This window comes from Actinobaculum suis (genome assembly GCF_900102025.1).
GTDB classification, from domain to species: domain Bacteria; phylum Actinomycetota; class Actinomycetes; order Actinomycetales; family Actinomycetaceae; genus Actinobaculum; species Actinobaculum suis.
The window spans coordinates 1-25,402 of the sequence record NZ_FNAU01000006.1; the positions used below are offsets into that span (position 1 = coordinate 1).

Consider the following 25,402-nt stretch of genomic DNA (forward strand, 5'->3'; position numbering starts at 1 on the left):
TGCGCGGAATATGTTTTACGGGACATGGTAGAAGACTACCTTTCTCCGGCTGAACGCCGGGGCTAGCCTATGTCCACCAACAGGGGGTCAGGTCCGACGTCACCAGCGTGCCTGGCTACCAGCACACCGGTGTGCCTGGCTACCAGCGTATTAAGAACCCAGCGTATTACGACACGTCGTCAAGCGCGTCGATTACGATATCCGGCAACTCATCTACCGCATTGAGCGTGGCAATCAGTTGGGATGCCGTGCGGGCACCAATGATTGCCGCCGAAATCGGTTTGGCGAGTGCCCATCCGAGAGCTACATCGGTAGTGGTGCGGCCCAGGCCGTCTGCGGCGCGGGCCAAAGCTTCCACAATCCGGCGGCAGCGTTCATCTAGATACGGGTCTACAAAAGCGGCTAAGTGTTCCGAGGCAGCCCTTGAGGTCGGCGGAATGGAATGCCGATATTTGCCGGTCAAAACGCCGCGGCCGAGGGCTGAGGTAGCGAAAAATCCGAGCCCTAAACCATTCGTCATCGCAAAAGTGTCGATTTCCGGATCGCGGTGTAGAAGCGAGTATTCGTCTTGCACTACGGAAAGTAGCGGCAGGCGTTGCTGCTCCAAAATCGTGGCGATCGTAGCTGCCCGCCAGGCTGGATAACCGGAAAGGCCGATGTAGCGCACCATGCCGTTTTCCACCAGGGTGGCCAAAGCTCCCGCTGTTTCTGCATCGGTAGTAGCCGGATCAGGCCCACCCACAATGAGCACGTCTAAATAGTCTGTGCCTAAGCGGCACAGGGTGCGGGCCGTAGATTCGTAAAGCGGGCCGCGGCCCGCTCCGTAGATTTGCCTATCGCCCCGGGTTACAAAACCAGCCCGGCCGCAAATCACCAGTTGGTCACGCGAAACTTCAGAAGTGAGTAACTGGCCGAGTAATTCTTCTGCTGCGCCCGCCCCAAAACCGGGCGAAACATCAATGAGGGAGCCGCCCGCATCAAGGAAGGCGAACAGTTGGCCGCGCGCCTCCGCGGCGTCGGTATCGCGCCCCCAAGTAAGAGTACCTAGACCAATCGAGGATACCGCGAGTCCCGAATTTCCGACGTAACGAAGCTCCATGCTCCCAGAGTAATGCACGAAACCCCCGCTTGCGGGGAGGGCGGGCTATGCTGTGCCGGTGGAGTATTTCGAAGCGATAGTACTAGGCCTCGTGCAGGGCCTCACCGAATTTTTGCCCATCTCATCTTCTGCACATCTGCGGATCGTCGGTGATCTTTTTGGATGGGGTGATCCGGGCGCGGCTTTCACCGCCGTCGTGCAACTGGGCACAGAAGCCGCTGTGATCATCTATTTCTTTAAAGACATTGTGCGAATTATCTCGAAGTGGTTCCGGGCGCTCCCAGTAAAAATCTGGAAAGAGCCCGTTTCCCAATCCGACCCGGACGTACGCATGGGTTGGGTAGTGATTATTGGAACCATCCCAATCGGCGTGTTGGGACTACTTTTCCAGGACACTATTGAAACTCACCTGCGGAATTTGTACATCACCGCCACGGTGCTTGGCGTATTTGCGATTCTCCTGGCGCTGGCAGACCATTACGGCAAGCGCTCGAAGGGCTTGCACAACATCACGCTCCGCGATGGCTTCCTGCTGGGCGTGGGGCAAGCAATGGCACTCATTCCGGGCGTTTCGCGTTCGGGCGGTACGATTACGGTCGGCCGGGCCCTGGGCTACACGCGGGAGGCAGCCGCGCGGGTATCTTTCCTGCTGGCTATTCCGGCCGTCGTCCTTTCCGGCTTCTTTGAGCTTTTCAAGCACATTGGTACCGATGCGATCGCGTTAGGGCCCACGATCGTGGCGACCCTCGTGGCTTTCGTGGTCGGTTACGGGGTAATTGTGTGGTTCTTGCGCTTGATCTCGACGCACACCTACATGCCATTCGTGGTGTACCGCGTGATTATTTCCGTGCTCGTCTTTGCCGGCCTGGCCGGTGGAGTGCTGTCTGTGTACTAGTGGGGTGCTGTCTGTGCACTAAAACATTTCCCGAGGTGGGAGGAAGCCTTCCACCCCGGGGCCGATATTGTCCGGGTACTAGAGATCTAGACACTAAAAATCTGGGTACTAAAGATCTGACGCGAAAAAGAATCCCCAGCCTGCTAATCGTTGGCGTATGAACCGTCTGCGTAGAATCAAGTGAAGTACCTAGCTGTGTGCCACGGCGAAGTGGCCGCCTAGCGGCTATAGCTAATAGGCGGAGCCCGTAGTTGAAGTAAGTGAGTGAGACCAAATGGAAACCTGGACGGCCCCGGCAGTTCCGAAACTCGGAGATTTGCCGGATTTGCAGTTATTCGATTCGGCTACCGGCCAGATCAAGCCGGTAACAGAAACGCAACCGCGGCTCTACACCTGCGGGATCACGCCCTACGATGCCACGCACCTCGGGCATGCTTTCACTTATGTGGCCGCCGACACCTTAGTGCGGTACTGGCTTGCCGGCGGAAAAACTCCGCGCTATGCACAAAACATCACCGATATTGATGATCCACTGTTCGAACGGGCCGCGGCCACCGGCGTGGACTGGAGAGCTCTCGCGGATTCACAAATCGCGCTGTTCCGGGGCGATATGCACGCGTTGGAAGTGCAGGCCCCCGACCAATGGGTGGCGGTTTCCGAAATTTTGGATGAACTAGAAGCAGAAGTGCGCGGGTTAGAACAACACGCGGCCACTTACCGTTTGGCCGATCCGGAAAACCCGGGCGCCGAAGATATCTATATCGATCTGTCTACCGATTCGCAGTTCGCGCAGGCACCTGTTTTCCGCGGCCTGGATTTGGTAACAGAGTTTGACGAACATGGCGGGGATTCGCAGCGGCCTGGCAAACACCACCCGCTTGATCCCATGTTATGGAAGGGCGTACGCGGCGATGAATACCGGCCGGTAGGTGGCAAACCGGGCGCTTGGCGGCCCGGGTGGCATATTGAATGTGCGGTGATTGCGCGTGACCATCTAGGTAGTGCGATCACCGTGCAAGCAGGTGGGAAAGATTTGCTTTTCCCACACCACGAAATGAGCGAATCGCACCTGCGTGAACTTACCGGCGGGCAGTCCCATATCGACTTCCACTTCCATGTGGGAATGGTCGGCTACCAAGGGGAGAAGATGTCGAAATCCCTTGGCAACCTAGTGAAAGTTTCCGAACTTACCGCCTCCGGTGTAGACCCGCGAGCAATCCGTTTAGTATTGCTAAATCACCATTACCGCACCGATTGGGAATACACGCCGGCCCAGCTCACACAAGCCGAAGCCCGCTTGCATAGCTGGCAGGCCGCCACCACCGGCACGCCCGCCAGTAACGATTCCGATGCGGGTGCCGAATCCTGTACCGGAACCGAATGTGGTGCGGGAAGCCTTTCGGATGCGGGCAGTGTTTCTAGTGCCGCCAGCGTTCCTGGTGCCATCAGCGTTTCCGCTGCCGCAAGCCGGCCAGACGCCGTGGCAGGTACCGTCTCCGCATCAGAAACCGCGGTGGAGCGGGCCGTTATTGCGGCGCTTTCGCAGGATTTAGATACTCCGCGAGCGCTGGCACGTGTTGATCAGCATGTGGCCGCTGGCGGCCGTATTGGGCCGCGCCTGCAAGAAGTGATCGCGGCCTTGCTTGGAATCCGCCTCAGCTAAGCTACTGGCACTTGCTGTGGAAAGAATTTGCGGAGTTGTTGGGGAGGGAAGCGTTAGAGTGTCGGAGCGCTGGGATACGGTAGAAGTATGACTCGACATGCTGCGCTTTCTCCTTCCCGCACGAAGGATTTTAAACAGTGTCCGCTTCTTTTCCGGTTCCGGAGCGTGGATCGCCTGCCCGAAGAACCGTCGACGGCGGCGCTACGCGGGACCCTCGTGCACTCGGTTCTGGAACATCTCTACGATGTGCCGCCCGCGCAACGCACCGTCGAATATGCGGTTTCGCAGGTGCTCCCGGCATGGCACAAGCACTTGGAAAAAGATCCGGAGGCAGAAAAACTCTTCGCTGGTCCAGAAGAACTGCAAAACTGGCTTGAATCCGCTCAAACGCTAGTGAGCAACTATTTCCAGATGGAAAACCCGCAGTTTTTGCAGCCCCGCGGGCGCGAACTTTTCGTCAATGCCACTTTGCCTTCCGGCCTGGCGATCCGCGGGATTATTGACCGCTTAGATGAAGCCCCTTCCGGGGCCTTGCGCGTGGTTGATTACAAGACGGGTAAGTCACCGCACGTGCGCTACCAGGCGGAAGCCTTATTCCAAATGCGTTTCTATGCCACTGCTTTGGTGTATTCCGGTGCCGGGCTGCCGGCCCGTACGCAAATCATTTACCTGCGTGATGGGCGCACGCTTACTTACGATCCGACGCCGCTAGACGTAACCGAAATCGAGCAAGATCTCGATAGTACTTGGGAACAAATCGACCGCAAACTCGATACCGGTAACTTCGAACCAAAAACGTCGCGGCTGTGCGATTGGTGCTATTTTAAGTCAATCTGTCCGGCATTCGGCGGTCAGGCTCCGGCTATGAGTGAATCCGGAGCTCAGTACCTGCGCACCGCGCACCGGCCCCGCGAGAATGCGGCAACGGATGCACAAAGTTCGCAAGCACCCGCGGCCTCGCCAGTACCGCAAGATCCCGGCACCCCTGGGGCCGCGCCTACACAAAAGACGCCCGATACTAATCCGGCGTCGTCCGCGGTGCAGGCACAAACCGATAGCGGTGCTAAAACAGACCCAAACGAGTAGCCGACGCAGAGCTAATAACTACCGAAGAGACAAGAGGTAAGCGTGCAAGGAGAACAAAGGCGTGGAGTTTTCCGCGCGGGCGAACGCGTCCAGTTGACCGATAATAAAGGCCGGCACTACACGATTTCCCTGACCCGGGGAGGATATTTCCAGTCCACACGCGGGAATCTGCGCCACGATGCGATTATTGGGCAGCCCGAAGGTAGCGTGCTCGAATCAGAATCGGGGCGCCGCTTCCTGGCCTTGCGGCCCCTTCTTTCGGACTATGTGCTTTCCATGCCGCGCGGGGCTACCGTGGTCTACCCGAAAGATTCCGGGCAGATTATTACCGAGGCTGATATTTTCCCGGGCGCCCGCGTTTTTGAAGCCGGTGCTGGTTCGGGTGCGCTTTCGATTACGCTCATCCAAGCGGCAGGAAGTACCGGCAGGGTGGTTTCTGCCGAACAACGTGAGGATTTTGCGGAAATCGCGGCTGGGAATGTGCGGTCCTGGTTGGGCACGGAACCTACCACCTGGGATTTGCGGGTCGGGGACGCAAGTGCGGTACTTGGCGAGTTCGAGCCCGGCTGGTTCGATATCGTCGTGCTCGATATGCTCGCCCCCTGGGAACATGTTCCCGCGATTACCCAAGCTCTGCGTCCCGGTGGGGTAGTGGTGGTTTATGTAACGACGACGACGCAACTTTCCCGCTTCGCGGAAACCGTGAAAACCACGGGGGCCTTCACCGAACCGATTAGCTCAGAAACCATGCGCCGCACCTGGCATACCGAAGGATTAGCGGTACGGCCAGATCATCGCATGATTGGACACACCGGATTCTTGTGCCGGGCGCGCCGGCTCGCCGCCGACGCCCAGCCGCTCCGGGAAACCCGCCGACCCGCAAAAGGTGCCTATGCTGAACCTGTGCCCGGGGCAGAAGGGCCAAAGTGGACGGCAGAAGATTTTGGCGAACGAGAAATCGCACCCAAAAAACTACGGAAAGTGCGCCGCGATGTGGCACACCGGGCAGACGTAGAATCCAGTGGCGAATCTAGCCCTGGCCCGCAAGGCGCCAAAATTGCGGAAAAGCTCGCCGCGGAAGCTGCCGCGCGTACACAGCAACGTGCACACGACTAATGACTAAATAGATACCGCCCGGCGGCAAGAGCACAGCGCACTGGCTTAGAATAAACACAGTTACAGGGGAGGGACTAATGGCTCTGGAAGAACCGAAAAACTATGCGGCGCTAGAAGCAGAGTTGGCGTCTTTGCGGGAGAAGAACGAACGGCTCTCGACGTCTTTACTGAGCGCCCGTAAACGCATCCAAGATTTGGGCGATCAGCTGGATTCGCTTTCCAAACCACCCGCCTATTTCGGTACCTTCCTGGCCGGGCACAGCGCGGACCATTCCATTGACGTGCTTACCGGCGGGCGGAAAATGAACGTGGCCGCCTCCCCATATGTGGCCATCGAACAACTTCGGCCCGGCCAAGAAGTGCGGCTCAACCAAGAAATGGTTGTAGTAGGTATTGGCACCTACGAAAACGCGGGCCAAATCGTGCAAATTGAAATGGTACTCGATCCACAGCGAGTGCTCGTGCGCGTGCACGCCGATGAAACCCGAGTGATGCGGATTGGCGGCAAACTCGTAGGCACTGACTTGCGGGTAGGCGATACCTATCTGGCCGACACACGTTCCGGTTATATTCTCGAACGTATTGAACGGCCCGATGTGGAACACCTCCTGCTCGAAGAAATCCCGAATGTTTCCTATGCAGACATTGGCGGATTGGGCCAGCAAATCGAAGAAATTCGCGATTCGGTAGAACTGCCCTTCCAGCAACCCGATCTATACCGCGAACACGGCCTGAAACCCCCGAAGGGCATCTTGCTGTACGGTCCGCCCGGAAACGGAAAAACGCTGATTGCCAAAGCCGTGGCAACCTCCCTTTCGCGGCAAATCGCCGCCGGCCAAAGCAGCGCCCCCGCCCAAAGCAACACCATCTGGCAAAGTAGCGCCGCCGGGCAAAACGCTACCTCCGGGAAAGCTGCTTCCTATTTCCTGAATATTAAAGGCCCGCAACTGCTGGATAAGTATGTGGGTGAAACTGAACGCCAGATTCGTGAGATTTTCTCGCGCGCGCGGGACCGGGCCTCGCGGGGCATTCCCGTAATTATTTTCTTTGACGAAATGGAAGCCCTCTTCCGGACGCGTGGATCCGGTATTTCTTCGGATGTGGAAACTACCGTGGTGCCGCAACTGTTAGCGGAGATAGACGGTGTTGAACAACTCGATAATGTGATCGTGATTGGGGCTTCTAATCGGGAAGATATGATCGATCCGGCGCTGTTGCGGCCGGGCCGGCTGGACGTCAAAATTCGCATTGGCCGGCCGGATCGGGAAGGGGCGCTCGATATTATTTCCAAATATCTCACGCCTAATTTACCGTATGCCGAAAGTGAGATCCAAGCGCATGGCAGTGCGCAAGCCGCTGCGCGCGCTCTGGGCGAAGAAATCGTGGCTGAACTTTTCACCTGCACACCCGAAATGGAATACGTGGAACTCACCTACGCCAGTGGTAAGAAAGAAACCCTCTACCTGAAAGATTTCGTTTCCGGAGCCATGCTGGCCGGAATCGTGGGCCGCGTCAAAAAGAACGCGATTAAAACTTTGTTGGAAACCGGGCAGAAGGGTATTACTTCCGCGCATGTACGCGCGGCCGTGGCCGCGGAGGCGAAAGAGAACTCCGAACTGGACCAAATTTCGGATCCCGAAGAATGGGCCAAAGTAAACGGGCGTACCCGCGGGGAACGTATTATCGCCATCCGCCCGCTGTAATACCAAAGGTGTAAAATCACAGCCGGCATATACGTATTACGTTGCCGCGCCAAAACACTCGAAAACACTGGGAGGTTCCGTATGAGTGTCCGCAGAATCGTCGGTCTGGAAACCGAGTTTGGAGTATTGGATCCAGATAATCCGCGCGCCAATCCGATCGAACTTTCGGATATCGTGGTCGATTCTTATGGGCGCCACGGAAGCGCTGCCGGTTGCACAGAACCCGTGCGGTGGGACTACACCGGCGAAGATCCGCTCCACGATGCCCGCGGTTTCCGTTTGGAACGAGCCGCGGCCGATCCTTCCATGCTTACCGATGACCCCACCCGGCCCGCACCCAGCGGCGGAGCACATTTACAACACATAGCGCGGCCCTCCCGCGAAGAACTAGCTCTCCCGCACGCCACCAACACGGTGCTCACCAATGGTGCCCGGCTCTATGTAGACCACGCCCATCCCGAATATTCTTCCCCGGAAGTAACCAATCCGCGCGAAGCCGTGCTGTGGGACCGCGCCGGAGAAGCCATAGCCCGGGAAGCAATGCAAATCTTGCGAGACGGCGGGCGCAATGTAGTGCTCTACAAAAACAATATTGACGGGAAAGGTGCCGCATACGGTAGCCACGAAAACTATTTGGTGAGCCGTGAAGTCGAATTTTCGGAAATCGTCCGCTACGTCACCCCCTTCTTTGTTACCCGCCCGATCCTGTGCGGAACCGGCCGGGTAGGCCTGGGGCCAAGTTCGGAAGCTCCCGGTTTCCAAATCTCCCAGCGGGCAGATTATGTAGAGAACGACGTCGGCCTAGAAACCACTTTCAACCGGCCGATCATTAACACGCGCGATGAACCGCATGCGTGGTCCGACCAATACCGCCGTTTCCATGTGATTGGCGGCGATGCGAACCAGTTCGATGCCTCTATCTTGTTGAAGGTTGGCACCACCGCATTGGTGTTGTGGATGCTCGAACAAGACGAAGTGCCCCTGGGCTTAGAAACCGCGCTGATTGACCAGCCGGTACCGGCCACGTGGATTGTTTCCCGCGATCTCACTTTGCAACAAAAACTAGAAATGTTCTCCGGTCCAGATCGCACGGCCCTCGATATCCAACAGCAATATTTAGATGTTGTGGGTGAGCTAGTAGAAACACATGGCGGGCCGGATTGGGATACCCGGGAAGTGCTCGACCTGTGGCAAAACACGCTCGATAAACTCCGCCACAACCTGTGGGATGCCGCACCCGAAGTGGAATGGGTGGCCAAATACCAGTTACTGGAAGGTATGCGGCAACGTTCCGGGTTGAGCTGGGATTCCGATAAATTGCGGGCAATCGACCTGCAATGGCATGACTTACGTGCCGAACGATCCATCGTCAACAAACTGGCGCAGGCCGGCCGGGTCACGCGTTTCTTTACCGACGCCGAAGTGGCTTGGGCTGTTACCAATCCACCTGCAGGCACCCGGGCCTATTTGCGCGGCGAACTGATCCGCCGGTACGGCAAGCAAGTCATTTCTGCCAGTTGGACTTCCGGCGTCGTCGATGCGGGTGGGGAAGAACTAGTACGCATCCCACTCCTGGACCCGCTGGGTGGTACCCGCGAAAAAGTGGGGGAGGCGCTGGACGCTTCTCCCACTCCGGCCGATTTCATCGCCAAGCTCACAGCCGGCACCGCCGAAAACCAGTAGAAAAGAAAGCACAGTAGCACGATCCTAGTAGGGACTAAGGAGAAGTAATGTCACAACAAGAATTTGCCCAACCGCGGCGCCACAAAGAAGAAACCACTCAAGAAACGGTGGAAACTCCGGTCAAAAACCAGGATTTTGCGATCGACGCACTGCTAGACGATATTGATAGCGTGCTGGAAACCAATGCCTCGTCCTTCGTGCAAGGCTTCGTACAGAAGGGCGGCCAGTGATACCGCGCCGCGTGATGGGGATCGAAACGGAATTCGGCCTAACTTGCGCCTCGACCACCGGGCAGACCCCACCACTAGACCCAGAAACGGCCGCGGATCTCCTTTTCGAACCGGTGGTACAAGAAAACCGTTCCACCAATACTTTCCTGGAGAACGGGGCCCGGCTCTACCTTGACGTAGGCGCACATCCCGAATATGCCACCGCCGAATGCGATTCGCTAACCGACCTGCTTGCAAATGACCGGGCCGGGGATGAAATCTTCGCCGATCTAGCCCAACAAGCGAATACAAAACTTGCGGCGCAAGGCGTGGCCGGAGAAATCCACTTGTTCAAAAACAATGTGGATGCAGCCGGTAATTCTTTCGGTTGCCACGAAAACTATATGTTGCACCGGCGCGCGGATTTCCGGAACCGGATTCAAAGGCTCGTACCCTTCTTCGTGACCCGGCAAATCATTACCGGCGCGGGCATGCTCTTCCGCGCGGAAAACGGCGAAGTCAGCTACGAATTCGCGCAGCGTAGCCACAAAATGTGGGATGCGATTTCTTCCGCCTCAACGCGCGCCCGCCCCATGATTAACACGCGCGATGAACCGCATGGGAACGCCGAAGAATACCGGCGCATGCACGTAATCGTCGGGGATTCGAATATCGCGCAAGCCACTACCGGTCTGAAAATCGCTACCACGGAAGCCCTTTTGATAATGCTGGAAGAAGGGGCGATCATGCCGGATCTGGCGCTGGCTGATGATATGCACGCGATTCGGCTCACCGCGGCAAACCTGCGCGGGCAGGCGCGCCTCGAACTAGCCGCCGGTGGCACCACGGACCCGATCTCCGTACAGGAACGTTTCCGGGATGCGGCGCTAGGCCATTTGGAACGAAAAGGTTACCTAGCCGAACTGGATCCGCTGCGCCGGTATTTGCTGGAGTTGTGGACGCGCGGCCTGGAAGCATTGAAAACCGGAAACCTGGAAAGCGTGGAAACGGAAATCGACTGGGTGGCAAAACTGCATTTGTTGCGCCGGTACATGGATCGTTCCGGGGCCACCCTTGCCGATCCGCGCGTAGCCCGCCTCGACCTGGCCTATCACGATATTGGTCCTGCGGGTTTGCGCCACCAGATGGAGGAAACCGGGATGCTCCGGCAACTGATTTCTCCAGAAGAGGTGGCTCATGCCCGGCAGTACCCGCCGCAAACCACGCGGGCGAAGATTCGCGGAGAGTTTGTACGCCGCGGGAAAGCTGCCCGGCGTGATATTGCCGTGGATTGGACCAGTTTGCGCCTCATGGGGGCCGCCGGAAACTCCACGGTACTGTTGGAAGAACCGCTGGAAACCGAAAATGCGGCAGCCACCCAGCTCATGGCGGAGATCGCGTGACAAAAGCAGGCTTCCTTGTTTCCCTCACCGCCGCGCTCGCCCTGGTATTAGGTGGCTGCGGTAGCGAAAGCGGCGGGGAGTGGTCGGTAGACGTAACCGGTAGTTTTGGGGCCCCGGTCTCCGTGCAGATTACCGGTAAACCGCATTTGCAGGGCATGCGTGCCACCACTTTGAGCGCCGGGGAAGGCGTGATGATTCAAGAATCTTCCCCGGTGCTTTTCCGCGCTACCTCTTTCGATTCGCGCACCGGCAACCAAGTTAACGAATATGACACCGGGCGGGTCCGCCTTCAACATGCCACCGCAGACGAGCTCGGCGACCTCGCCCAATACGTGATCGGCCAAAAAGAAGGTTCGCGGTTGTTAATAGAACGGGGCGGGCTAGTACAAGGCGATAACAACACCGTAGAGATCGTAGTGATCGACCTGTTTTACACGAACGCCCGCGGAAACCCAGTTCCCACCCCCGAGCCACCACCGGCAGGCATGCCCGGTATCAACACCGCCGAAGATGCCGGCCCGGTAATAACTAGCGGAGGCGGCCCGATTTCGAAGCTTGCCATCGTGCCCTTAGTGGCGGGTACCGGCACCCAGGTAGGGGAAGACGACGCCGTTATCGCGCAATATGTACTCGCCAACACGGAAGGTGAAATCTTGGATTCCACGTGGGCGGGGCCCGGCCCGCAAACACTGCACGTCCAAGAAGTAATGACGGGGCTACGTACCGCAATCCAAGACCAAAAAATTGGTAGCCGGATCGCCGTGCTCATCCCCGAGGAACAAGCCCATGGAGAAGGCGACCTGGTAGCAATCGTTGACCTACTGGCCATCCGCGAACCCTAGCCGCGTAAGAGCCGCTAGCATTCTGGCCGTGCTACACGCATTCTGGCTGTGCTACAGGTTTTCTGGCCGCGCTACTAAGTTTCTGGCGGCGCTACTAAGTTTCTGGTGGCGCTACTAGCTTTCTGGTCGCACTACATAGGTAGCAAAATCTGGGGAGTAACGGGCTTGCAAAAGCTCTGTTTCTTGCGCCGCCCAAATATCCCACCAGGAGCTCGGATCGCCTTCCCGCTGCGTCACGCGTGCCCGCCGCGTTGCTACCGGTTCGGTGACCCAAACACTTTCCGTCAAATACGGCGCACAAGCCTGACTGGTAGACCCGCACCCAATAAGGAGCAAGACATCTGCCGTACCTCGAACCGGCTTGCGCATAGCGCCCGTCGCCGCCCAATTTTGCAAGTGCCAATCCCAGGGCTGGAGCTCGAAAAAACCTTGCCGCAAAAAAGGATCCAACATGTGCGCGGCCACCCGTACAGTACCGGCAACTAAACCGTGCCAACCGGCGATATAGTTTTCGAGTTCCACCGCGAGCACCCGTAAACCCGGCCCCGGTTGCGCTCCTTCCTCAGCGGCCGGATGCGCTTCTTTCGTAGTAGCCGGTTGCGCTTCGCCGGTGGCGGTCGGTTGTGCTCCGCCCGTAGCGGTAGCGAGCGCCGGGCTCGCAAGTTTTTCCATTTCCCGCTGGATCCTCCCCGCCAAAGTGGTTTTGCCCGCACCGCTGCGGCCGTCAATACCAAAAATTAGCCTGCCGGGCGCATTTCTCGGCGCGCGGGCAGTATTACCGTTTGGCTGCGGCTGCCGGGCGGTTTGGGCGAGTCGTACCCAATGCCGGGCCAGGGCCTGAACAAACTTGGCATCGGCACGCATATCGTGGGCGGGGGTTATCACCGTTCTAGCTTACCGGGTATCCTTTCCTCGAAATAGAAAAACTAGGGGCGGCCGAAAACCGCACAGCGTACTTTTAGCGGCGTCGTACATACACATAAGGTAGGCCCGGGAAATCTACGCAGAGGGGAGAGCGATGATCCCGCAATCAATTCCGTCACCGAGTGGAAATACTTTTCTCACGCTCGGTCCGATAGAAATCAAGTGGTATGCGATCTGTATCGTGATCGGAATCATAGCCGCCTGGTTTATTGCGGATAAGCGCTATCGCGCAAAGGGCGGAGATTCCGATAAATTCACGACGATCGCGTTCTGGGCGGTAATTTTCGGAATTATCGGTGGCCGGCTCTACCACGTGATTACAGACTGGCAACTCTACTTCGCGCCGGGGAAAAACCCGTGGGCGGCCTTCGATATTCGCGCCGGCGGGCTAGGAATTTGGGGCGCGATCGCGCTGGGTGCCTGCGGTGCGTGGATTGGCGCCCGCCAAGAAAAAGTACGTTTGCTACCCGCTGGCGATGCGCTCGCCCCGGGCCTGCTGATCGGCCAAGCCATTGGCCGGCTCGGTAACTGGTTCAACCAGGAGCTTTACGGGCGCCCCACCGATCTGCCCTGGGGTTTGGAGATCGACGCCGCACATATGCCCCCGGGTATGGCTCCCGGCACCACTTTCCATCCCACCTTCCTGTATGAACTGCTGTGGTGCCTGGTAGGAGCGGGCGTATTGGTGTGGCTGGAAAAGCGTTTCCACCTGGTAGCCGGTCAGTGCTTTGCTGCCTACATCATGGTGTATACCGCCGGGCGGCTGTGGATCGAAACCTTGCGCATCGACCCGGCCAATACCATTTTGGGATTGCGGCTAAACGTGTGGACCGCTATCGGCGTCTTCCTCCTCGGGCTTTTCCTTCTCATTTACCTGCGCCGCCGCTACCAAAACGATCCGGCCGTAGATTCGATAAATCTTCCGGGAGTTACCGCCGCCACACAGCTGCAGCCGGAAGCAGCAGGTTTGGAAGCGGCCACCGATACAGATCCGGCCACCGATCCGGGTGCAGCCACCGATACAGATCCGGCTGCCGATCGGGGTGCAGCCACCGACACAGATCCGGCTGCCGATCGGGACGCCACCACTGGTCCGGACGCCACCACCGATCCGGAATCCACCACCGGTCCGGATACGACGACCGGTGAAGCGACCGTAACTAATACTGATACCGAAGTCACAGCGGCCCGGAATGAGACCCAAAAGTAACCGGAAAATTCGCCGCGGTGATCATCACAAAGGCCTCCAGTCACCATTGGGCTCCTTTGGGCTTGGATAGGATAAAAGCATGCGTAGAGCGAAAATTGTGTGTACCCTCGGCCCCGCCACAGATTCGGCGGAGCGAATTCTCGAACTAGCTCAGGCCGGTATGAACGTGGCGCGGATCAACGCCTCGCACGGCGCTTACCCAGAGCATGAAAAACGTATTGATCGCGTGCGGGCAGCCGCGAAGCAATTGGACCACCCGATCGCCGTCCTAGTTGACCTCCAAGGTCCGAAGATCCGGCTGGAAACCTTCGAAGAAGGACCGGTGCAGCTTAACGTTGGCGATCGCTTTGTTATCACCACCCGGGATGTTGCCGGGAACAAAGAAATCTGCGGAACTACCTATAAGGGCCTGGCCGGCGATTGTCACCCGGGCGATATTCTCCTCATCGACGACGGCAAGGTTTCTTTGCGCGTCGTAGAGGTTAAAGACGGCACCGATGTGGTGACCGAAGTTGTGGTTCCCGGCCCGGTTTCTGACCACAAGGGGATCAACCTGCCGGGCGTGGCAGTTTCTCTACCCGCAATGACGGAAAAGGATGAAGCTGATCTGCGCTGGGCCTTGCACTATGGAGCCGATCTGATCGCGCTCTCCTTCGTGCGGGATGCGAGTGATATTAATCGCGCCCACGAAATTATGGATGAAGAAGGTATTCACCTACCCGTAATCGCCAAAATTGAAAAGCCGCAAGCGATCGAACACTTAGATGCGATCGTGCAGGCCTTTGACGGCATTATGGTGGCCCGTGGCGACCTCGGCGTCGAATTGCCGCTCGAGCAGGTGCCCGTGGTGCAAAAGATGGCTATCTCCTTGGCCCGTAAGCGTGCCAAGCCGGTTATTTTGGCCACGCAGGTGCTCGAATCTATGATTCAGAACCCGCGGCCTACGCGTGCGGAGGCTTCCGACTGCGCTAACGCTGTTTTGGATGGTGCGGATGCGGTCATGCTTTCCGGAGAAACCTCGGTGGGGCTGTATCCGGTGGAATGCGTGCGGACCATGGCTTCCATCATCTCCTTCACCGAAGAAAATGGTTTGGAGCAGATCCCGCAGCTTTCTTCCCTGCATCGCACCCGTAATGGTGTGATTACCCGGGCTGCCTTGGATATTGGGGAAGCCCTGGGTGTGCGGGCTGTGGTGGTGTTCACTGAGACCTCTCACACAGCTCGCCGGGTGACGCGGAATCGTTCTCGCCTCCCCGTTATCTGCTTTACTCCGCGGGAAAAGGTGCGTAACCAAATGGCCTTGCTGTGGGGTGCTGATACTTACATTGCCGACACGGTCTACTCGACTGATGGTATGGTTCAGCAGGTTGAAGATCGACTCACCGAACTCGGGCTCGCAGAGCGTGGGGATCGCGTGGTTATCGTCGCCGGCATGCCAGCCGGTGTGGCGGGTTCAACAAACACGCTTCGCGTGCACAAAATAGGTGAAGCTACTGGCGTGAAGTGATAAGCTAACGTCTTGCCGGCCTGATGGTCGGTCTCGCTTCGGTGGTGGAATTGGCAGACACACTGCACTCAAAATGCAGCGCCGAAAGGCATGAGGGTTCGAGTCCCTCCCGAAGCACGTAGGTTCCTCAGCAACCCGGGTTATACGCGGTGCGGCGCAAATACAATCGGCGCTGGCGTAAAGCTGACGAAGCCGAAGGAGTGATTAGCGATGGCGGGAAAAGCTAGTAAGTCTGCCGATTCTGCGGCACCTGCACAGATCCTTGTAGTAGAAGACGAATCTCTCATCCGTCTGGACATCGTTGAAACTTTAGAAGACGCCGGATACGAAGTTATTGGCGAAGCTGGTACTGGCGATGATGCGATTACCTTGGCGGCCGAACTCGAACCCGAAGTAGTGGTTATGGACGTGAAAATGCCCGGTAAAGATGGCATTACCGCGGCCAAGGAAATCATGGAAAACCAAAACACCGCCGTGGTGATGCTCACCGCATTTTCCCAGCGTGATCTGGTGGAACGCGCGCGCGACGCCGGCGCTATGGCTTATGTGGTAAAGCCCTTCACGCCCGCGGATCTGATTCCCGCCGTCGAAATTGCGCTTTCGCGCCGCCGGGAAATTTCGGCCCTGGAAGACCAAGTGACAGATCTGGAAGATCAGTTTGAAACCCGCAAGCGGGTAGACCGCGCGAAGGGCCTCCTGGAATCTCATATGGGCCTTACCGAACCGGAAGCATTCCGGTGGATCCAGAAAACTTCTATGGATCGGCGTTTGACCATGCGGGAAGTTGCCGACGCGGTGATTGAGCAAGTCGGGAAGGCAAATAAAAACAAGTAGGCCTGCCCGAATCGCCGCGGTGCCGTAGGGTAGAGAACGTGACTGATGAACGTTTTCTCCTGATCGATGGCCACTCGATGGCATTTCGTGCTTTTTATGCCCTGAAACCCGATGGTTTCTACACTAAGAATGGGCAATACACGAATGCCGTACACGGTTTTCTTTCCACTTTGCTGCGGCTAATAAACGAACGGCAGCCCACGCACATTGCGGTAGCTTTCGACCTTCCTGGTGGCACGTTCCGCACCCGCGAATATCACGAATATAAAGCCGGGCGTAAACCCACCCCGGAGCCTTTCAAAGGGCAAGTGGAAACCATCCAACAGGTACTTGACGTGCTTGGTATTGCCTGGCTCACCCAGGAGGATTACGAAGCCGACGATATCCTCGCCACTCTTTCCAAACGCGGCGAAGAAGCCGGTATGCACAACTTCATTGCCTCCGGGGATAAAGATTCCTACCAGTTAGTCTCCGCCCAAACAACGGTGCTTTACGCGAATCCTCGCCTGGGCATGCAAGTGCTGGATCCGGCCGGCGTCGAAGCTAAAACCGGGGTTAGCCCGCAACTCTACCCAGATATGGCGGCGCTCGTAGGCGAAGGTGCCGATAACATTCCGGGAGTACCTGGAGTAGGGCCGAAAACTGCGCAACGCTGGCTCGCCAAGTACGGCGATCTAGAAGGCATCCTCACGCATGCCGATGAAATTACCGGCAAAGTGGGCCAATCCTTGCGCGACAATATCGAGCGAGTAAAACTCAACCGAGAAATCAACCAACTCGTTAGGGACCTGCCACTAGGCAGCGATTTGACGCAATTCCAGCCGCGCGGCGTAGACCAAGCCGCCATGCATGAACTCTTCGATACGCTCGAGTTCTCGCGGTTGCGCAGCCGCGTGCTCAAAGAAATCCCCATCCGCGAAGGTACCGCCGTCTCCGCTGCAACACCTAGCGCAAACGGTGCCGCGCAAGATGAGGGCACTAAACAAGGTAACGGCACCGAAAAGGGAACCGGTGCCGCGCACACCAAAAACGCCTTCGTGCCCGTGGATCTGCAAGCCCTAGAAGTGAGTGAAACTGCCGTGGCCCAGTGGCTGGAAAAGTACGCGGCCGCAGAGGCTTCTGCCGAGGCCCCATCCGTGCTCTACGGGGTATACGTACGAGGCACCACTGATCCGGCTCGTGGTGAGGCCACCGGCATTGCGATTGCGAGCGGCCAGCAGGTACTACTTATCGATCCCAAAACTCTCGGGGAAGCCGATTCGCAGGCGCTAGCCGCGTGGTTGGGCAATGCGCAAATAGCGAAGGTTTTGCACGGAGCTAAAGAAGCTTGGCATGCGCTGCGCGGCTCGGGTTATGCGCTGGCTGGCGTGGCTGCCGATACCGTGCTTTCGGCCTATCTTTTGCATCCGTATCGGCGCCGCTATGAACTTGGCGATTTGGTTTTGCAGTACTTGGGCGTGGATATGGAACGCAGTGCGCCGGAAGGCGTGCTCCCCGGCCTCAGCGATACTGCGGATCCGGACGCAGCGAAGGCTGCCGTGCTCTCCCCGCTTTCCCAGGTTTTGCGCCAAGAACTGCACCAGATTGGGGAAAACGGCGATCTGCTCGCGCTGGAACTAGCTGTTTCCACCACTTTGGAACGCATGGAAGACGTGGGGATAGCGGTAGATAGTGCCTATCTGGAAAACTTGCGGGAAAACTTTGATGCCCGCGTGGAGGCGGCCGCCCGTTCGGCTTATGCGGCGATCGGCCACGAGGTAAACCTATCCAGTCCCAAACAGCTGCAAGGCGTGCTTTTTGACGAACTCAACTTGCCAAAAACACGGCGTACCAAATCCGGGTACACCACTAATGCGGAGGCGCTGGCAGATCTAGCCGCAAAAATTGCGTATAAGGAAACTCCGGAAGCGATTGCCGGGCAGGTTTTCCTCAGCTCCCTGCTAGAACACCGGGACGCCATCAAACTGCGCCAGTCAGTGGAAGGTCTGCAACGTGCGGTGCAAGCTGATGGGCGTATCCACACCACTTTCCAACAGGCGGTGGCCGCCACCGGGCGGCTTTCCTCCACCGATCCGAACCTGCAAAACATTCATGCCCGTACGGAAGAAGGTTTACAGATCCGGGAAGCATTTATTGCCGGGCGAGGCTACGAAGGCCTCATGACAGCCGATTATTCGCAAATCGAGATGCGCATCATGGCTTCTCTTTCCGGTGATGAAGGGCTGATCGAAGCCTTTAACGAAGGGGAGGACCTACACAGCTACGTAGCCTCCCTGGTCTTTGAGATCCCTGAAGAACAAGTTTCTTCCCAGCAGCGTTCGCGTATTAAAGCCATGAGTTACGGTCTGGCTTACGGCCTGTCTGCTTATGGCCTGGCCCGGCAACTACATATCGGGGCAGATGAAGCAAAATCACTCATGGATGCCTACAACGCCCGCTTCGGGAAGGTCCGCCAATATTTGAATTCCCTGGTGGAACGGGCACGCCGTGATGGCTACACGGAAACTATCCTGGGCCGGCGCCGTTATCTACCCGAACTAGACTCTCCAAATCGGCAACTGCGGGAAGCTTCTGAACGGATGGCGCTCAACGCACCGATCCAGGGGAGTGCGGCGGACATCATCAAGATTGCCATGGTGCAGGTGGAAAGCGCTTTGCGTGAAGGTGGGTACCAAAGCCGGATCCTCTTGCAAGTGCATGATGAACTTGTTATTGAGATTGCTCACGGAGAGCGTGAACCGGTCGAGGAAATTGTGCGCCGTGAAATGGGGAACGCCTACGAGCTGCGCGTGCCGCTTTCCGTGGGCGTGGGCTACGGCGATAACTGGCGCGCCGCGGCCCACTAAGAAATTGCCACAGCAGGGCGATAAACCGTGCCCGCGCCGGTGCTAAGCCACGAGGCTAACTTGCGGTGCCGGGCGCGGGCGCGAGTACCGGGCGACACGCCAGGACGTTTCTTTCGCGGCCGCGCACTGGCATTTAGCCACCGAACCCCGTAAGATATTGCGTTGGTGTGGACATCCGTTCACACTGCACCCAGCCTAGGTGGGTGCTAAGTCCAACTATTAACCATCCGGAAGTTTTCAATACACATGACAACGAACACCCCCGAATCCTCGACTCTTCCCGAGGTCGCCATCAACGATATTGGTGATGAGGAAGCTCTGCTCGCCGCAGTCGATAAGACCATCAAGTACTTCAATGACGGCGACATCGTCGAAGGAACAGTCGTCAAGGTCGATCACGATGAAGTTCTCCTTGACATTGGCTACAAAACCGAGGGTGTTATTCCCTCTAAAGAACTGTCTATCAAGCACGACGTCGATCCTGATGACGTGGTTGAAGTAGGCGACACGATCGAAGCCCTCGTCCTGCAGAAGGAAGACAAAGAAGGCCGTCTCCTCCTTTCCAAGAAGCGTGCTCAGTACGAGCGTGCCTGGAAGAAGATCGAAAAGATCAAGGAAGAAGATGGCGTGGTCAGCGGCTCGGTTATCGAAGTGGTCAAGGGTGGCTTGATCCTCGATATCGGTCTGCGTGGCTTCCTGCCGGCTTCGCTGGTGGAAATGCGCCGCGTGCGTGACCTGCAGCCGTATGTGGGCCGCGAACTGGAAGCCAAGGTTATCGAGCTCGATAAGAACCGCAATAATGTGGTGCTTTCGCGCCGGGCTTGGCTGGAAGATACCCAGTCGCAGGTGCGTTCCGACTTCCTGGCTGGCCTGCAGAAGGGCCAGATCCGGGAAGGCGTGGTTTCCTCGATCGTCAACTTCGGTGCCTTCGTGGACCTGGGCGGCGTAGACGGCCTCGTACACGTCTCCGAACTGTCCTGGAAGCACATCGACCATCCGTCTGAAGTGGTTGCGGTGGGCCAGAAGGTCAACGTGGAAGTACTCGACGTCGATCTGGATCGCGAACGCGTTTCCCTCTCCTTGAAGGCAACGCAGGAAGATCCGTGGCAGTCCTTCGCTCGCACCCACGCCATTGGGCAGGTTGTGCCGGGCAAGGTCACCAAGATTGTGCCCTTCGGTGCGTTCGTGCGCGTCGAAGACGGTATCGAAGGTCTCGTCCACATTTCCGAACTTGCTTCGCACCACGTGGATACGCCGGATGAAGTGGTCAAGGTTGGCGAAGAAATCTTCGTCAAGGTAATCGACATTGATCTGGACCGCCGCCGCATCTCGCTCTCGCTCAAGCAGGCGAACGAAGGCGTGGATCCGAACTCCGAAGATTTCGATCCCTCGCTGTACGGAATGGCCGCCGACTACGACGAAGAAGGCAACTACAAGTACCCCGAAGGTTTCGATCCGGAATCGAACGAATGGCTGGAAGGCTACGAAGTCCAGCGCGAAGAGTGGGAGAACGCTTACGCGCAGGCCCAGGCTCGCTGGGAGGCCCACAAGGCCCAGGCCGCCAAGGCTCAGGAACGCGAAGTCGAATACGCTGCCGCTCGGGGTGGCCACGCTCCGCGTACCGCCGCTGATGATGCCGCGCCTTCTTCCTACACTTCGACGACGGACGCTTCGAGCTCGCTCGATTCAGACGCCGATGAAGCTCTGGCCGCGCTGCGTGAAAAGCTCACGAACAACTAAGCGGCAAGCTACGGCAACCAGAAACTTAATATTGGCTTGCTAAGCTCCAGCGGGGCGGTAGGTGCTAAAACTTCTAGCACCTACCGCCCCGCTTTTGCCTGCCATACCGAATTTTGCTTGCCACGCCCAGGGCCGCGCGCCGCGCGCCCGGGGCTCTGGCCCCTCGGTCCGAGAGCCCGGCTTCTCGTGCTTTACCCTTCGCACCTGGCCCTTAGCGCTTTGGTCCCTATCCTTTTGCCCTTCGCGCCTCGTACCAAGCTCGCGCGCTAATCTACAACTATGAGCGCTAAAGTTTTTACTGCCGGCCCAGCCCACGCCCGCAAACTCCGCGATATTGCCCATCCTGCCGGCAGGGCTTTGCGGCTCGGCGTAACCGGCGGCATTGGTACCGGCAAATCCACGGTCACCCAGTTACTTGCCCAGCTCCACGGCAATACCATCGTGGCCGATGCAGATGCTATCGCCCATGAGTTACAAGCACCCGGTTCACCACTTAGCGCGGAACTAGTGGCAACCTTCGGCCCCGAAATTAGTGGCCCCGGCGGGGAAATCAGCCGGCCGCAACTGGCCCAAATAGTGTTTTCCAATCCGCAGGCCCGCCACCAGCTCAATGCCATCATGCATCCGGCGATCCGCCGCCGTGCCCACGAGATTATGGACAGTGCCAGGCCGGAACAATTCGTGATATTCGACGTCGCCCTCTTATTCGAAGTGGGCTGGCAAAAGGACGTAGACGCCGTGCTCCTCGTTACCGCGCCACCCGCGGCGCGCATTACCCGGCTTGCCGGGAGGGGAGTAGCACCGGCAGAAGCACGGCGGCGCATAAAAACCCAAATGAGTGATACCGAGCGGCGTAATGACTCTCACATTGAGGTGAATAATGCCGGCACAGCGGTGCAGTTACGCGAAGTACTAGCCCAGTGCGGGCCCGCCTGGCTCTGGGAAGATCAAAACCACCCCCAAAGTCGCCCCCGTTTGACCTAAGGAAACGTGCGTTTCCGCACGTAAACTGATCTGGTGGTGTGCCTCGCCCCGGCCGCGTTCTAACCAATTGCGGAGAAAGCTCTCGGCGGGCGTGGAAAATACTTTCCGCACGAAGCGCGGAAAATACTTTCCGCACGAAGCGCGGAGAATACTTTCCTCCGTGAAACGCGGAGAGTGTGTTCCGCATGCAGAGAGCTCTATTTCGGCAGGCATGCACGCTCAGCTCTAATAGTGATTCAAAGGAGACCAAGATGAGCGAAATTCCCTGGGCAGGATCCCCGGCCAACGGCGTCGAACTGGTGGAATACAACGGACTGCAGGCCATTAAAATCGCAACCCCAGCGGTTTCGGCACTCGTATACCGTATGGGCGCGCATATCGCGCAGTGGGCTCCGGCCGGTCAAAAGTCGGCAATTTTCCTTTCGGAAGCCTCGAACTTTGCGCTCGGCACGCCGATTCGCGGCGGCATTCCGGTCATCACTCCGTGGTTCGGCCCGGCAGAGGCGGGTTTGCATGGCTGGGCTCGCACCCACGAATGGGAACTTGCGGAAGTCCACGAAACCGGAGGGGAAGTCGAATTGGAACTGCGGCTGCCCGCGAGTGAAGCTTATGGCCCGCACGGCGCGGAGCTGGAATGCGCATTGCGGATCAAGTTGGGCGCGTCCCTCGAAGTCACTTTCACAGTCACGAATGTTTCCACGCGCGAGGTACAGCCGGAAATGGCTTTGCATGCTTATTGGGAAGTCGATGCGCAAGCGGTTACGGTCGCCGGTATTGAAGGGGGCGGCGTGGACCGCCTGCGCGATAACGCGGAGATTTCCGGGCCGCTAGAACCGCTCACCGGGCAAACCGTAGACCGGTTCTACACCTTCCCGGCCGAAATTGTTATTCACGACGCCGGTAACAGCCGCGATATTGTGCTCAGCTCTCCCGAATCGGTGCAGGCAGTGGTGTGGAATCCGGGGGTTTCCGGAGCGCAGTCAAACGCCGATTTCAAAGACGATGATTGGCAGAAGTTCATCTGCGTAGAAGCCACGCGAGTGCGGGATTTCGCGCCGGTTATCAACCCGGGTGAGGCAGCCAGCCTGAGCTTGCGCGCCGAGGTTCGCGCGGCCTAAAACAACGGCGTCGTACGCGACTCACCGCGCTTGGCACAGCTCACCTGCTCCGCACCGCGCGCACTCGCATGTGTCTATCAAAATAAAGCGCCACACGCGCACGCCAAGATGAGGTTTTGCATCCGCACCTTAAGCTGCGCGCTACTTGGCACTTTGCCTGACCAGCTTGATATCTGCGCGCTACCCGGCACTTTGCGCGCGACAAGGCACCTTGCACGCTACTTGGCGATCCTTGCCCCGGGGGTTACTCACCGCTACTCTCGGGGCAGGGAATCGCGGGCCGTACCGGCATGCTTCGAACACGGGTACGATGGTAGGCATGGCAGTTGATACTCGTATCGAACGCGCAGAAAAACCCTTCGAGGTTATCTCCGACTACACGCCTTCGGGCGATCAGCCCCACGCTATTGCGGAGCTGGCGGAGAGGATCAATAACGGAGAAAAGGACGTGGTGCTCCTTGGGGCTACCGGCACCGGTAAATCTGCGACTGCCGCTTGGCTAGTGGAAAAGTTACAGCGGCCCACGCTCATTATGGAGCCGAATAAGACTTTGGCGGCGCAAATGGCAGCCGAATTTCGGGAGCTACTGCCCAATAATGCCGTTGAATACTTTGTTTCCTACTATGACTATTACCAACCTGAAGCCTACGTTCCGCAAACCGATACTTTTATCGAAAAGGATTCTTCGATTAACGATGAAGTGGAACGTCTGCGGCATTCGGCAACCAATTCGCTGCTCACGCGCCGCGATACGGTAGTAGTAGCTTCCGTTTCTTGTATTTATGGCTTGGGTACCCCGCAAGAATATGTAGACCGCATGGTGCAATTGCGTGTGGGGGATAGGATCGACCGCGATGAGTTGCTGAAGCTCTTCGTCGGCATGCAATATACGCGCAATGATATCGAGTTCACGCGCGGTACTTTCCGGGTGCGGGGCGATACCGTGGAAATCATTCCCGTCTACGAAGAACTAGCAATTCGGATCGAGTTCTTTGGCGACGAAATCGACGCGATCTCCACTTTACATCCGCTCACCGGTAATAAGATCGCCGATACCGACACCGCCCATATTTTCCCCGCTTCGCACTATGTGGCCGGGCCGGAAAGAATGGAACGCGCTATCGCTTCCATAGAGGCGGAACTAGAGGAACGGCTCGCCGAGCTCAAGTCGCAAAATAAACTTCTAGAGGCGCAAAGGCTGGAGATGCGCACTACTTACGATCTCGAAATGATGCGCAATATCGGCACCTGTTCTGGAATTGAGAACTATTCGCGGCATATTGATGGGCGCGGGCCGGGCACTCCTCCAAATACTTTGCTGGACTATTTCCCGGACGATTTTCTGCTTATTATCGACGAATCGCATGTTACCGTCCCCCAAATTGGGGCGATGTATGAAGGGGATATGTCCCGTAAACGCACCCTGGTGGAATACGGTTTCCGCCTGCCTTCTGCCATGGATAACCGGCCGCTCAAGTGGGAGGAGTTCCAGGAACGCATCGGACAAACCGTCTATCTTTCTGCGACTCCTGGCAAATATGAACTGGAACGTTCCGATGGTTACGTGGAACAGATTATTCGCCCCACCGGTTTGGTAGATCCGCTCATCCGAGTCAAACCAACGGAAGGGCAAATCGACGATTTGCTCGAAGAAATCCGCGTGCGGGCCGCGAAACAGGAACGCGTGCTGGTTACCACTTTGACCAAGAAAATGGCGGAAGACCTTACCGATTACCTGTCGGAACGGGATGTGCGGGTGGAGTATTTGCATTCTGATGTGGATACTTTGCGCCGCGTGGAGTTGCTGCGGCAGTTGCGGTTGGGCGAATTTGATGTACTGGTAGGTATTAATCTTTTGCGTGAAGGTTTGGATTTGCCCGAAGTTTCCTTGGTTGCGATTCTCGACGCCGATAAACAGGGCTTCTTGCGGTCAACGACGTCGTTGATTCAAACCATCGGCCGGGCGGCCCGCAATGTTTCGGGCGAGGTCCACATGTACGCCGATACGATCACGCCGAATATGCAAGAAGCGATCGAAGAAACTAACCGGCGCCGCGAAAAGCAAATCGCTTACAACAAAGAACACGGGATCGATCCGCAACCTTTGCGCAAGAAGATTTCCGATGTGACCGATATGCTCGCCCGCGAGGACGTAGATACCGAAACGCTCCTGGCCGGTGGATATCGCACCGAACCCGAATACGCGAAGGGGCGTGCCCCCGCCCGAGAAATCGCGCGGGCCGAGGGCGCGGGGCAGTTGCGGGAAATGATCAACGAACTGAGTTTGCAAATGCATGCGGCGGCTGAACAATTACAGTTCGAACTCGCCGCCCGCTACCGGGACGAAATTAAAGATCTCAAATCAGAACTCTGGCACGCCGAACAGGCGCAAAAATAGAGAGCTAATTAGCATTTTCGGTGCGGGCATGTGTGTAGGCCTTTCGGGTAAGGTGGTGCGCCGGGAGGGGAGTACTTCCAGGAAATATCGGTTCGTCATCACGGCGCTAGCTAGATCATGCCGGATCACGCTTGCGCCCGGA

General features: G+C 57.5%; 19 protein-coding genes and 1 tRNA gene. 18 read left to right on the forward strand and 2 right to left on the reverse strand.

All coding sequences use genetic code 11. The annotated features are described in order from the left end of the window. Nucleotides 1-166 precede the first annotated feature (166 nt). On the reverse strand, nucleotides 167-1,099 hold the full coding sequence (locus BLT47_RS04245) for an aldo/keto reductase (protein WP_049620356.1): 933 nt from the start codon (nucleotides 1,097-1,099) through the stop codon (nucleotides 167-169). A 58-nt stretch (nucleotides 1,100-1,157) separates the two neighbouring features. Here BLT47_RS04245 and BLT47_RS04250 point away from each other — a divergent pair, with 58 nt between their 5' ends. From BLT47_RS04250 to BLT47_RS04290, 9 genes are all read left to right on the forward strand, one after another. After that, nucleotides 1,158-1,994 (forward strand): undecaprenyl-diphosphate phosphatase, encoded by an 837-nt coding sequence (locus BLT47_RS04250; protein WP_074662223.1) that lies wholly within the window; start codon nucleotides 1,158-1,160, stop codon nucleotides 1,992-1,994. A 274-nt stretch (nucleotides 1,995-2,268) separates the two neighbouring features. Next, nucleotides 2,269-3,657 carry a hypothetical protein gene (locus tag BLT47_RS04255; RefSeq protein ID WP_074662056.1) on the forward strand — a complete coding sequence of 463 codons (1,389 nt, stop codon included), beginning with the start codon at nucleotides 2,269-2,271 and terminating at the stop codon, nucleotides 3,655-3,657. 87 nt (nucleotides 3,658-3,744) lie between these two features. Beyond that, nucleotides 3,745-4,743 carry a RecB family exonuclease gene (locus tag BLT47_RS04260; protein WP_083330057.1) on the forward strand — a complete coding sequence of 333 codons (999 nt, stop codon included), beginning with the start codon at nucleotides 3,745-3,747 and terminating at the stop codon, nucleotides 4,741-4,743. A 42-nt stretch (nucleotides 4,744-4,785) separates the two neighbouring features. Then, nucleotides 4,786-5,859 carry a tRNA (adenine-N1)-methyltransferase gene (locus tag BLT47_RS04265; RefSeq protein ID WP_049620358.1) on the forward strand — a complete coding sequence of 358 codons (1,074 nt, stop codon included), beginning with the start codon at nucleotides 4,786-4,788 and terminating at the stop codon, nucleotides 5,857-5,859. A 77-nt stretch (nucleotides 5,860-5,936) separates the two neighbouring features. After that, entirely contained in the window at nucleotides 5,937-7,562 is a 1,626-nt protein-coding gene (gene arc, locus BLT47_RS04270; protein WP_074662059.1) for a proteasome ATPase, read from the forward strand. Between the two features lie 81 nt (nucleotides 7,563-7,643). Then, entirely contained in the window at nucleotides 7,644-9,245 is a 1,602-nt protein-coding gene (gene dop, locus BLT47_RS04275) for a depupylase/deamidase Dop (RefSeq protein WP_049620360.1), read from the forward strand. 47 nt (nucleotides 9,246-9,292) lie between these two features. Continuing rightward, the gene (locus tag BLT47_RS04280; RefSeq protein WP_049620361.1) at nucleotides 9,293-9,475 is read left to right on the forward strand and encodes a ubiquitin-like protein Pup; all 183 of its coding nucleotides are present in this window, start codon (nucleotides 9,293-9,295) and stop codon (nucleotides 9,473-9,475) included. Continuing rightward, complete coding sequence (gene pafA, locus BLT47_RS04285) at nucleotides 9,475-10,857, forward strand: Pup--protein ligase (protein ID WP_083330070.1); 1,383 nt, start codon at nucleotides 9,475-9,477, stop codon at nucleotides 10,855-10,857. Before BLT47_RS04280 ends, pafA begins: the two co-directional genes overlap by 1 nt. Continuing rightward, nucleotides 10,854-11,699, forward strand: a complete 846-nt coding sequence (locus BLT47_RS04290; RefSeq protein WP_074662062.1) for an FKBP-type peptidyl-prolyl cis-trans isomerase — start codon at nucleotides 10,854-10,856, stop codon at nucleotides 11,697-11,699. Before pafA ends, BLT47_RS04290 begins: the two co-directional genes overlap by 4 nt. Nucleotides 11,700-11,813: 114 nt before the next feature. On the opposite strand, the gene BLT47_RS04295 is transcribed toward BLT47_RS04290, so the two are convergent. Beyond that, the gene (locus BLT47_RS04295) at nucleotides 11,814-12,584 is read right to left on the reverse strand and encodes a nucleoside/nucleotide kinase family protein (protein ID WP_074662065.1); all 771 of its coding nucleotides are present in this window, start codon (nucleotides 12,582-12,584) and stop codon (nucleotides 11,814-11,816) included. Between the two features lie 133 nt (nucleotides 12,585-12,717). On the opposite strand from BLT47_RS04295, the gene lgt reads away from it, so the two are divergent. The 9 genes from lgt (at nucleotide 12,718) to uvrB (ending at nucleotide 25,260) form a co-directional block, all read left to right on the forward strand. Then, complete coding sequence (gene lgt / locus BLT47_RS04300) at nucleotides 12,718-13,833, forward strand: prolipoprotein diacylglyceryl transferase (protein WP_083330058.1); 1,116 nt, start codon at nucleotides 12,718-12,720, stop codon at nucleotides 13,831-13,833. A gap of 79 nt (nucleotides 13,834-13,912) precedes the next feature. Continuing rightward, the gene (pyk, locus tag BLT47_RS04305) at nucleotides 13,913-15,340 is read left to right on the forward strand and encodes a pyruvate kinase (protein ID WP_074662067.1); all 1,428 of its coding nucleotides are present in this window, start codon (nucleotides 13,913-13,915) and stop codon (nucleotides 15,338-15,340) included. A gap of 35 nt (nucleotides 15,341-15,375) precedes the next feature. Further along, a tRNA-Leu gene (locus tag BLT47_RS04310) sits at nucleotides 15,376-15,457 on the forward strand. A gap of 93 nt (nucleotides 15,458-15,550) precedes the next feature. Beyond that, nucleotides 15,551-16,174 carry an ANTAR domain-containing response regulator gene (locus BLT47_RS04315; protein WP_074662070.1) on the forward strand — a complete coding sequence of 208 codons (624 nt, stop codon included), beginning with the start codon at nucleotides 15,551-15,553 and terminating at the stop codon, nucleotides 16,172-16,174. A gap of 38 nt (nucleotides 16,175-16,212) precedes the next feature. Further along, complete coding sequence (gene polA, locus BLT47_RS04320) at nucleotides 16,213-19,020, forward strand: DNA polymerase I (protein WP_074662073.1); 2,808 nt, start codon at nucleotides 16,213-16,215, stop codon at nucleotides 19,018-19,020. Between the two features lie 246 nt (nucleotides 19,021-19,266). Next, nucleotides 19,267-20,760: a 30S ribosomal protein S1 gene (gene rpsA / locus BLT47_RS04325; protein WP_049620367.1), complete on the forward strand. Its 1,494-nt coding sequence runs from the start codon at nucleotides 19,267-19,269 to the stop codon at nucleotides 20,758-20,760. Nucleotides 20,761-21,039: 279 nt separating this feature from the next. Further along, nucleotides 21,040-21,744, forward strand: coding sequence for a dephospho-CoA kinase (gene coaE / locus BLT47_RS04330; protein ID WP_049620368.1), 705 nt, complete (start codon nucleotides 21,040-21,042; stop codon nucleotides 21,742-21,744). Between the two features lie 251 nt (nucleotides 21,745-21,995). Beyond that, nucleotides 21,996-22,862 (forward strand): D-hexose-6-phosphate mutarotase, encoded by an 867-nt coding sequence (locus tag BLT47_RS04335; protein WP_074662076.1) that lies wholly within the window; start codon nucleotides 21,996-21,998, stop codon nucleotides 22,860-22,862. Nucleotides 22,863-23,181: 319 nt separating this feature from the next. Beyond that, the gene (gene uvrB / locus BLT47_RS04340; RefSeq protein WP_074662080.1) at nucleotides 23,182-25,260 is read left to right on the forward strand and encodes an excinuclease ABC subunit UvrB; all 2,079 of its coding nucleotides are present in this window, start codon (nucleotides 23,182-23,184) and stop codon (nucleotides 25,258-25,260) included. Nucleotides 25,261-25,402: the final 142 nt, after the last annotated feature.

Bases quoted from the DNA above. Each gene is read 5' to 3' on its own strand.
- BLT47_RS04245 (WP_049620356.1), bottom strand. From the start codon at position 1,099: ATGGAGCTTCGTTACGTCGGAAATTCGGGACTCGCGGTATCCTCGATT.
- BLT47_RS04255 (WP_074662056.1), top strand. From the start codon at position 2,269: ATGGAAACCTGGACGGCCCCGGCAGTTCCGAAACTCGGAGATTTGCCG.
- BLT47_RS04260 (WP_083330057.1), top strand. From the start codon at position 3,745: ATGACTCGACATGCTGCGCTTTCTCCTTCCCGCACGAAGGATTTTAAA.
- arc (WP_074662059.1), top strand. From the start codon at position 5,937: ATGGCTCTGGAAGAACCGAAAAACTATGCGGCGCTAGAAGCAGAGTTG.
- dop (WP_049620360.1), top strand. From the start codon at position 7,644: ATGAGTGTCCGCAGAATCGTCGGTCTGGAAACCGAGTTTGGAGTATTG.
- BLT47_RS04280 (WP_049620361.1), top strand. From the start codon at position 9,293: ATGTCACAACAAGAATTTGCCCAACCGCGGCGCCACAAAGAAGAAACC.
- lgt (WP_083330058.1), top strand. From the start codon at position 12,718: ATGATCCCGCAATCAATTCCGTCACCGAGTGGAAATACTTTTCTCACG.
- pyk (WP_074662067.1), top strand. From the start codon at position 13,913: ATGCGTAGAGCGAAAATTGTGTGTACCCTCGGCCCCGCCACAGATTCG.
- BLT47_RS04315 (WP_074662070.1), top strand. From the start codon at position 15,551: ATGGCGGGAAAAGCTAGTAAGTCTGCCGATTCTGCGGCACCTGCACAG.
- rpsA (WP_049620367.1), top strand. From the start codon at position 19,267: ATGACAACGAACACCCCCGAATCCTCGACTCTTCCCGAGGTCGCCATC.
- coaE (WP_049620368.1), top strand. From the start codon at position 21,040: ATGAGCGCTAAAGTTTTTACTGCCGGCCCAGCCCACGCCCGCAAACTC.
- BLT47_RS04335 (WP_074662076.1), top strand. From the start codon at position 21,996: ATGAGCGAAATTCCCTGGGCAGGATCCCCGGCCAACGGCGTCGAACTG.
- uvrB (WP_074662080.1), top strand. From the start codon at position 23,182: ATGGCAGTTGATACTCGTATCGAACGCGCAGAAAAACCCTTCGAGGTT.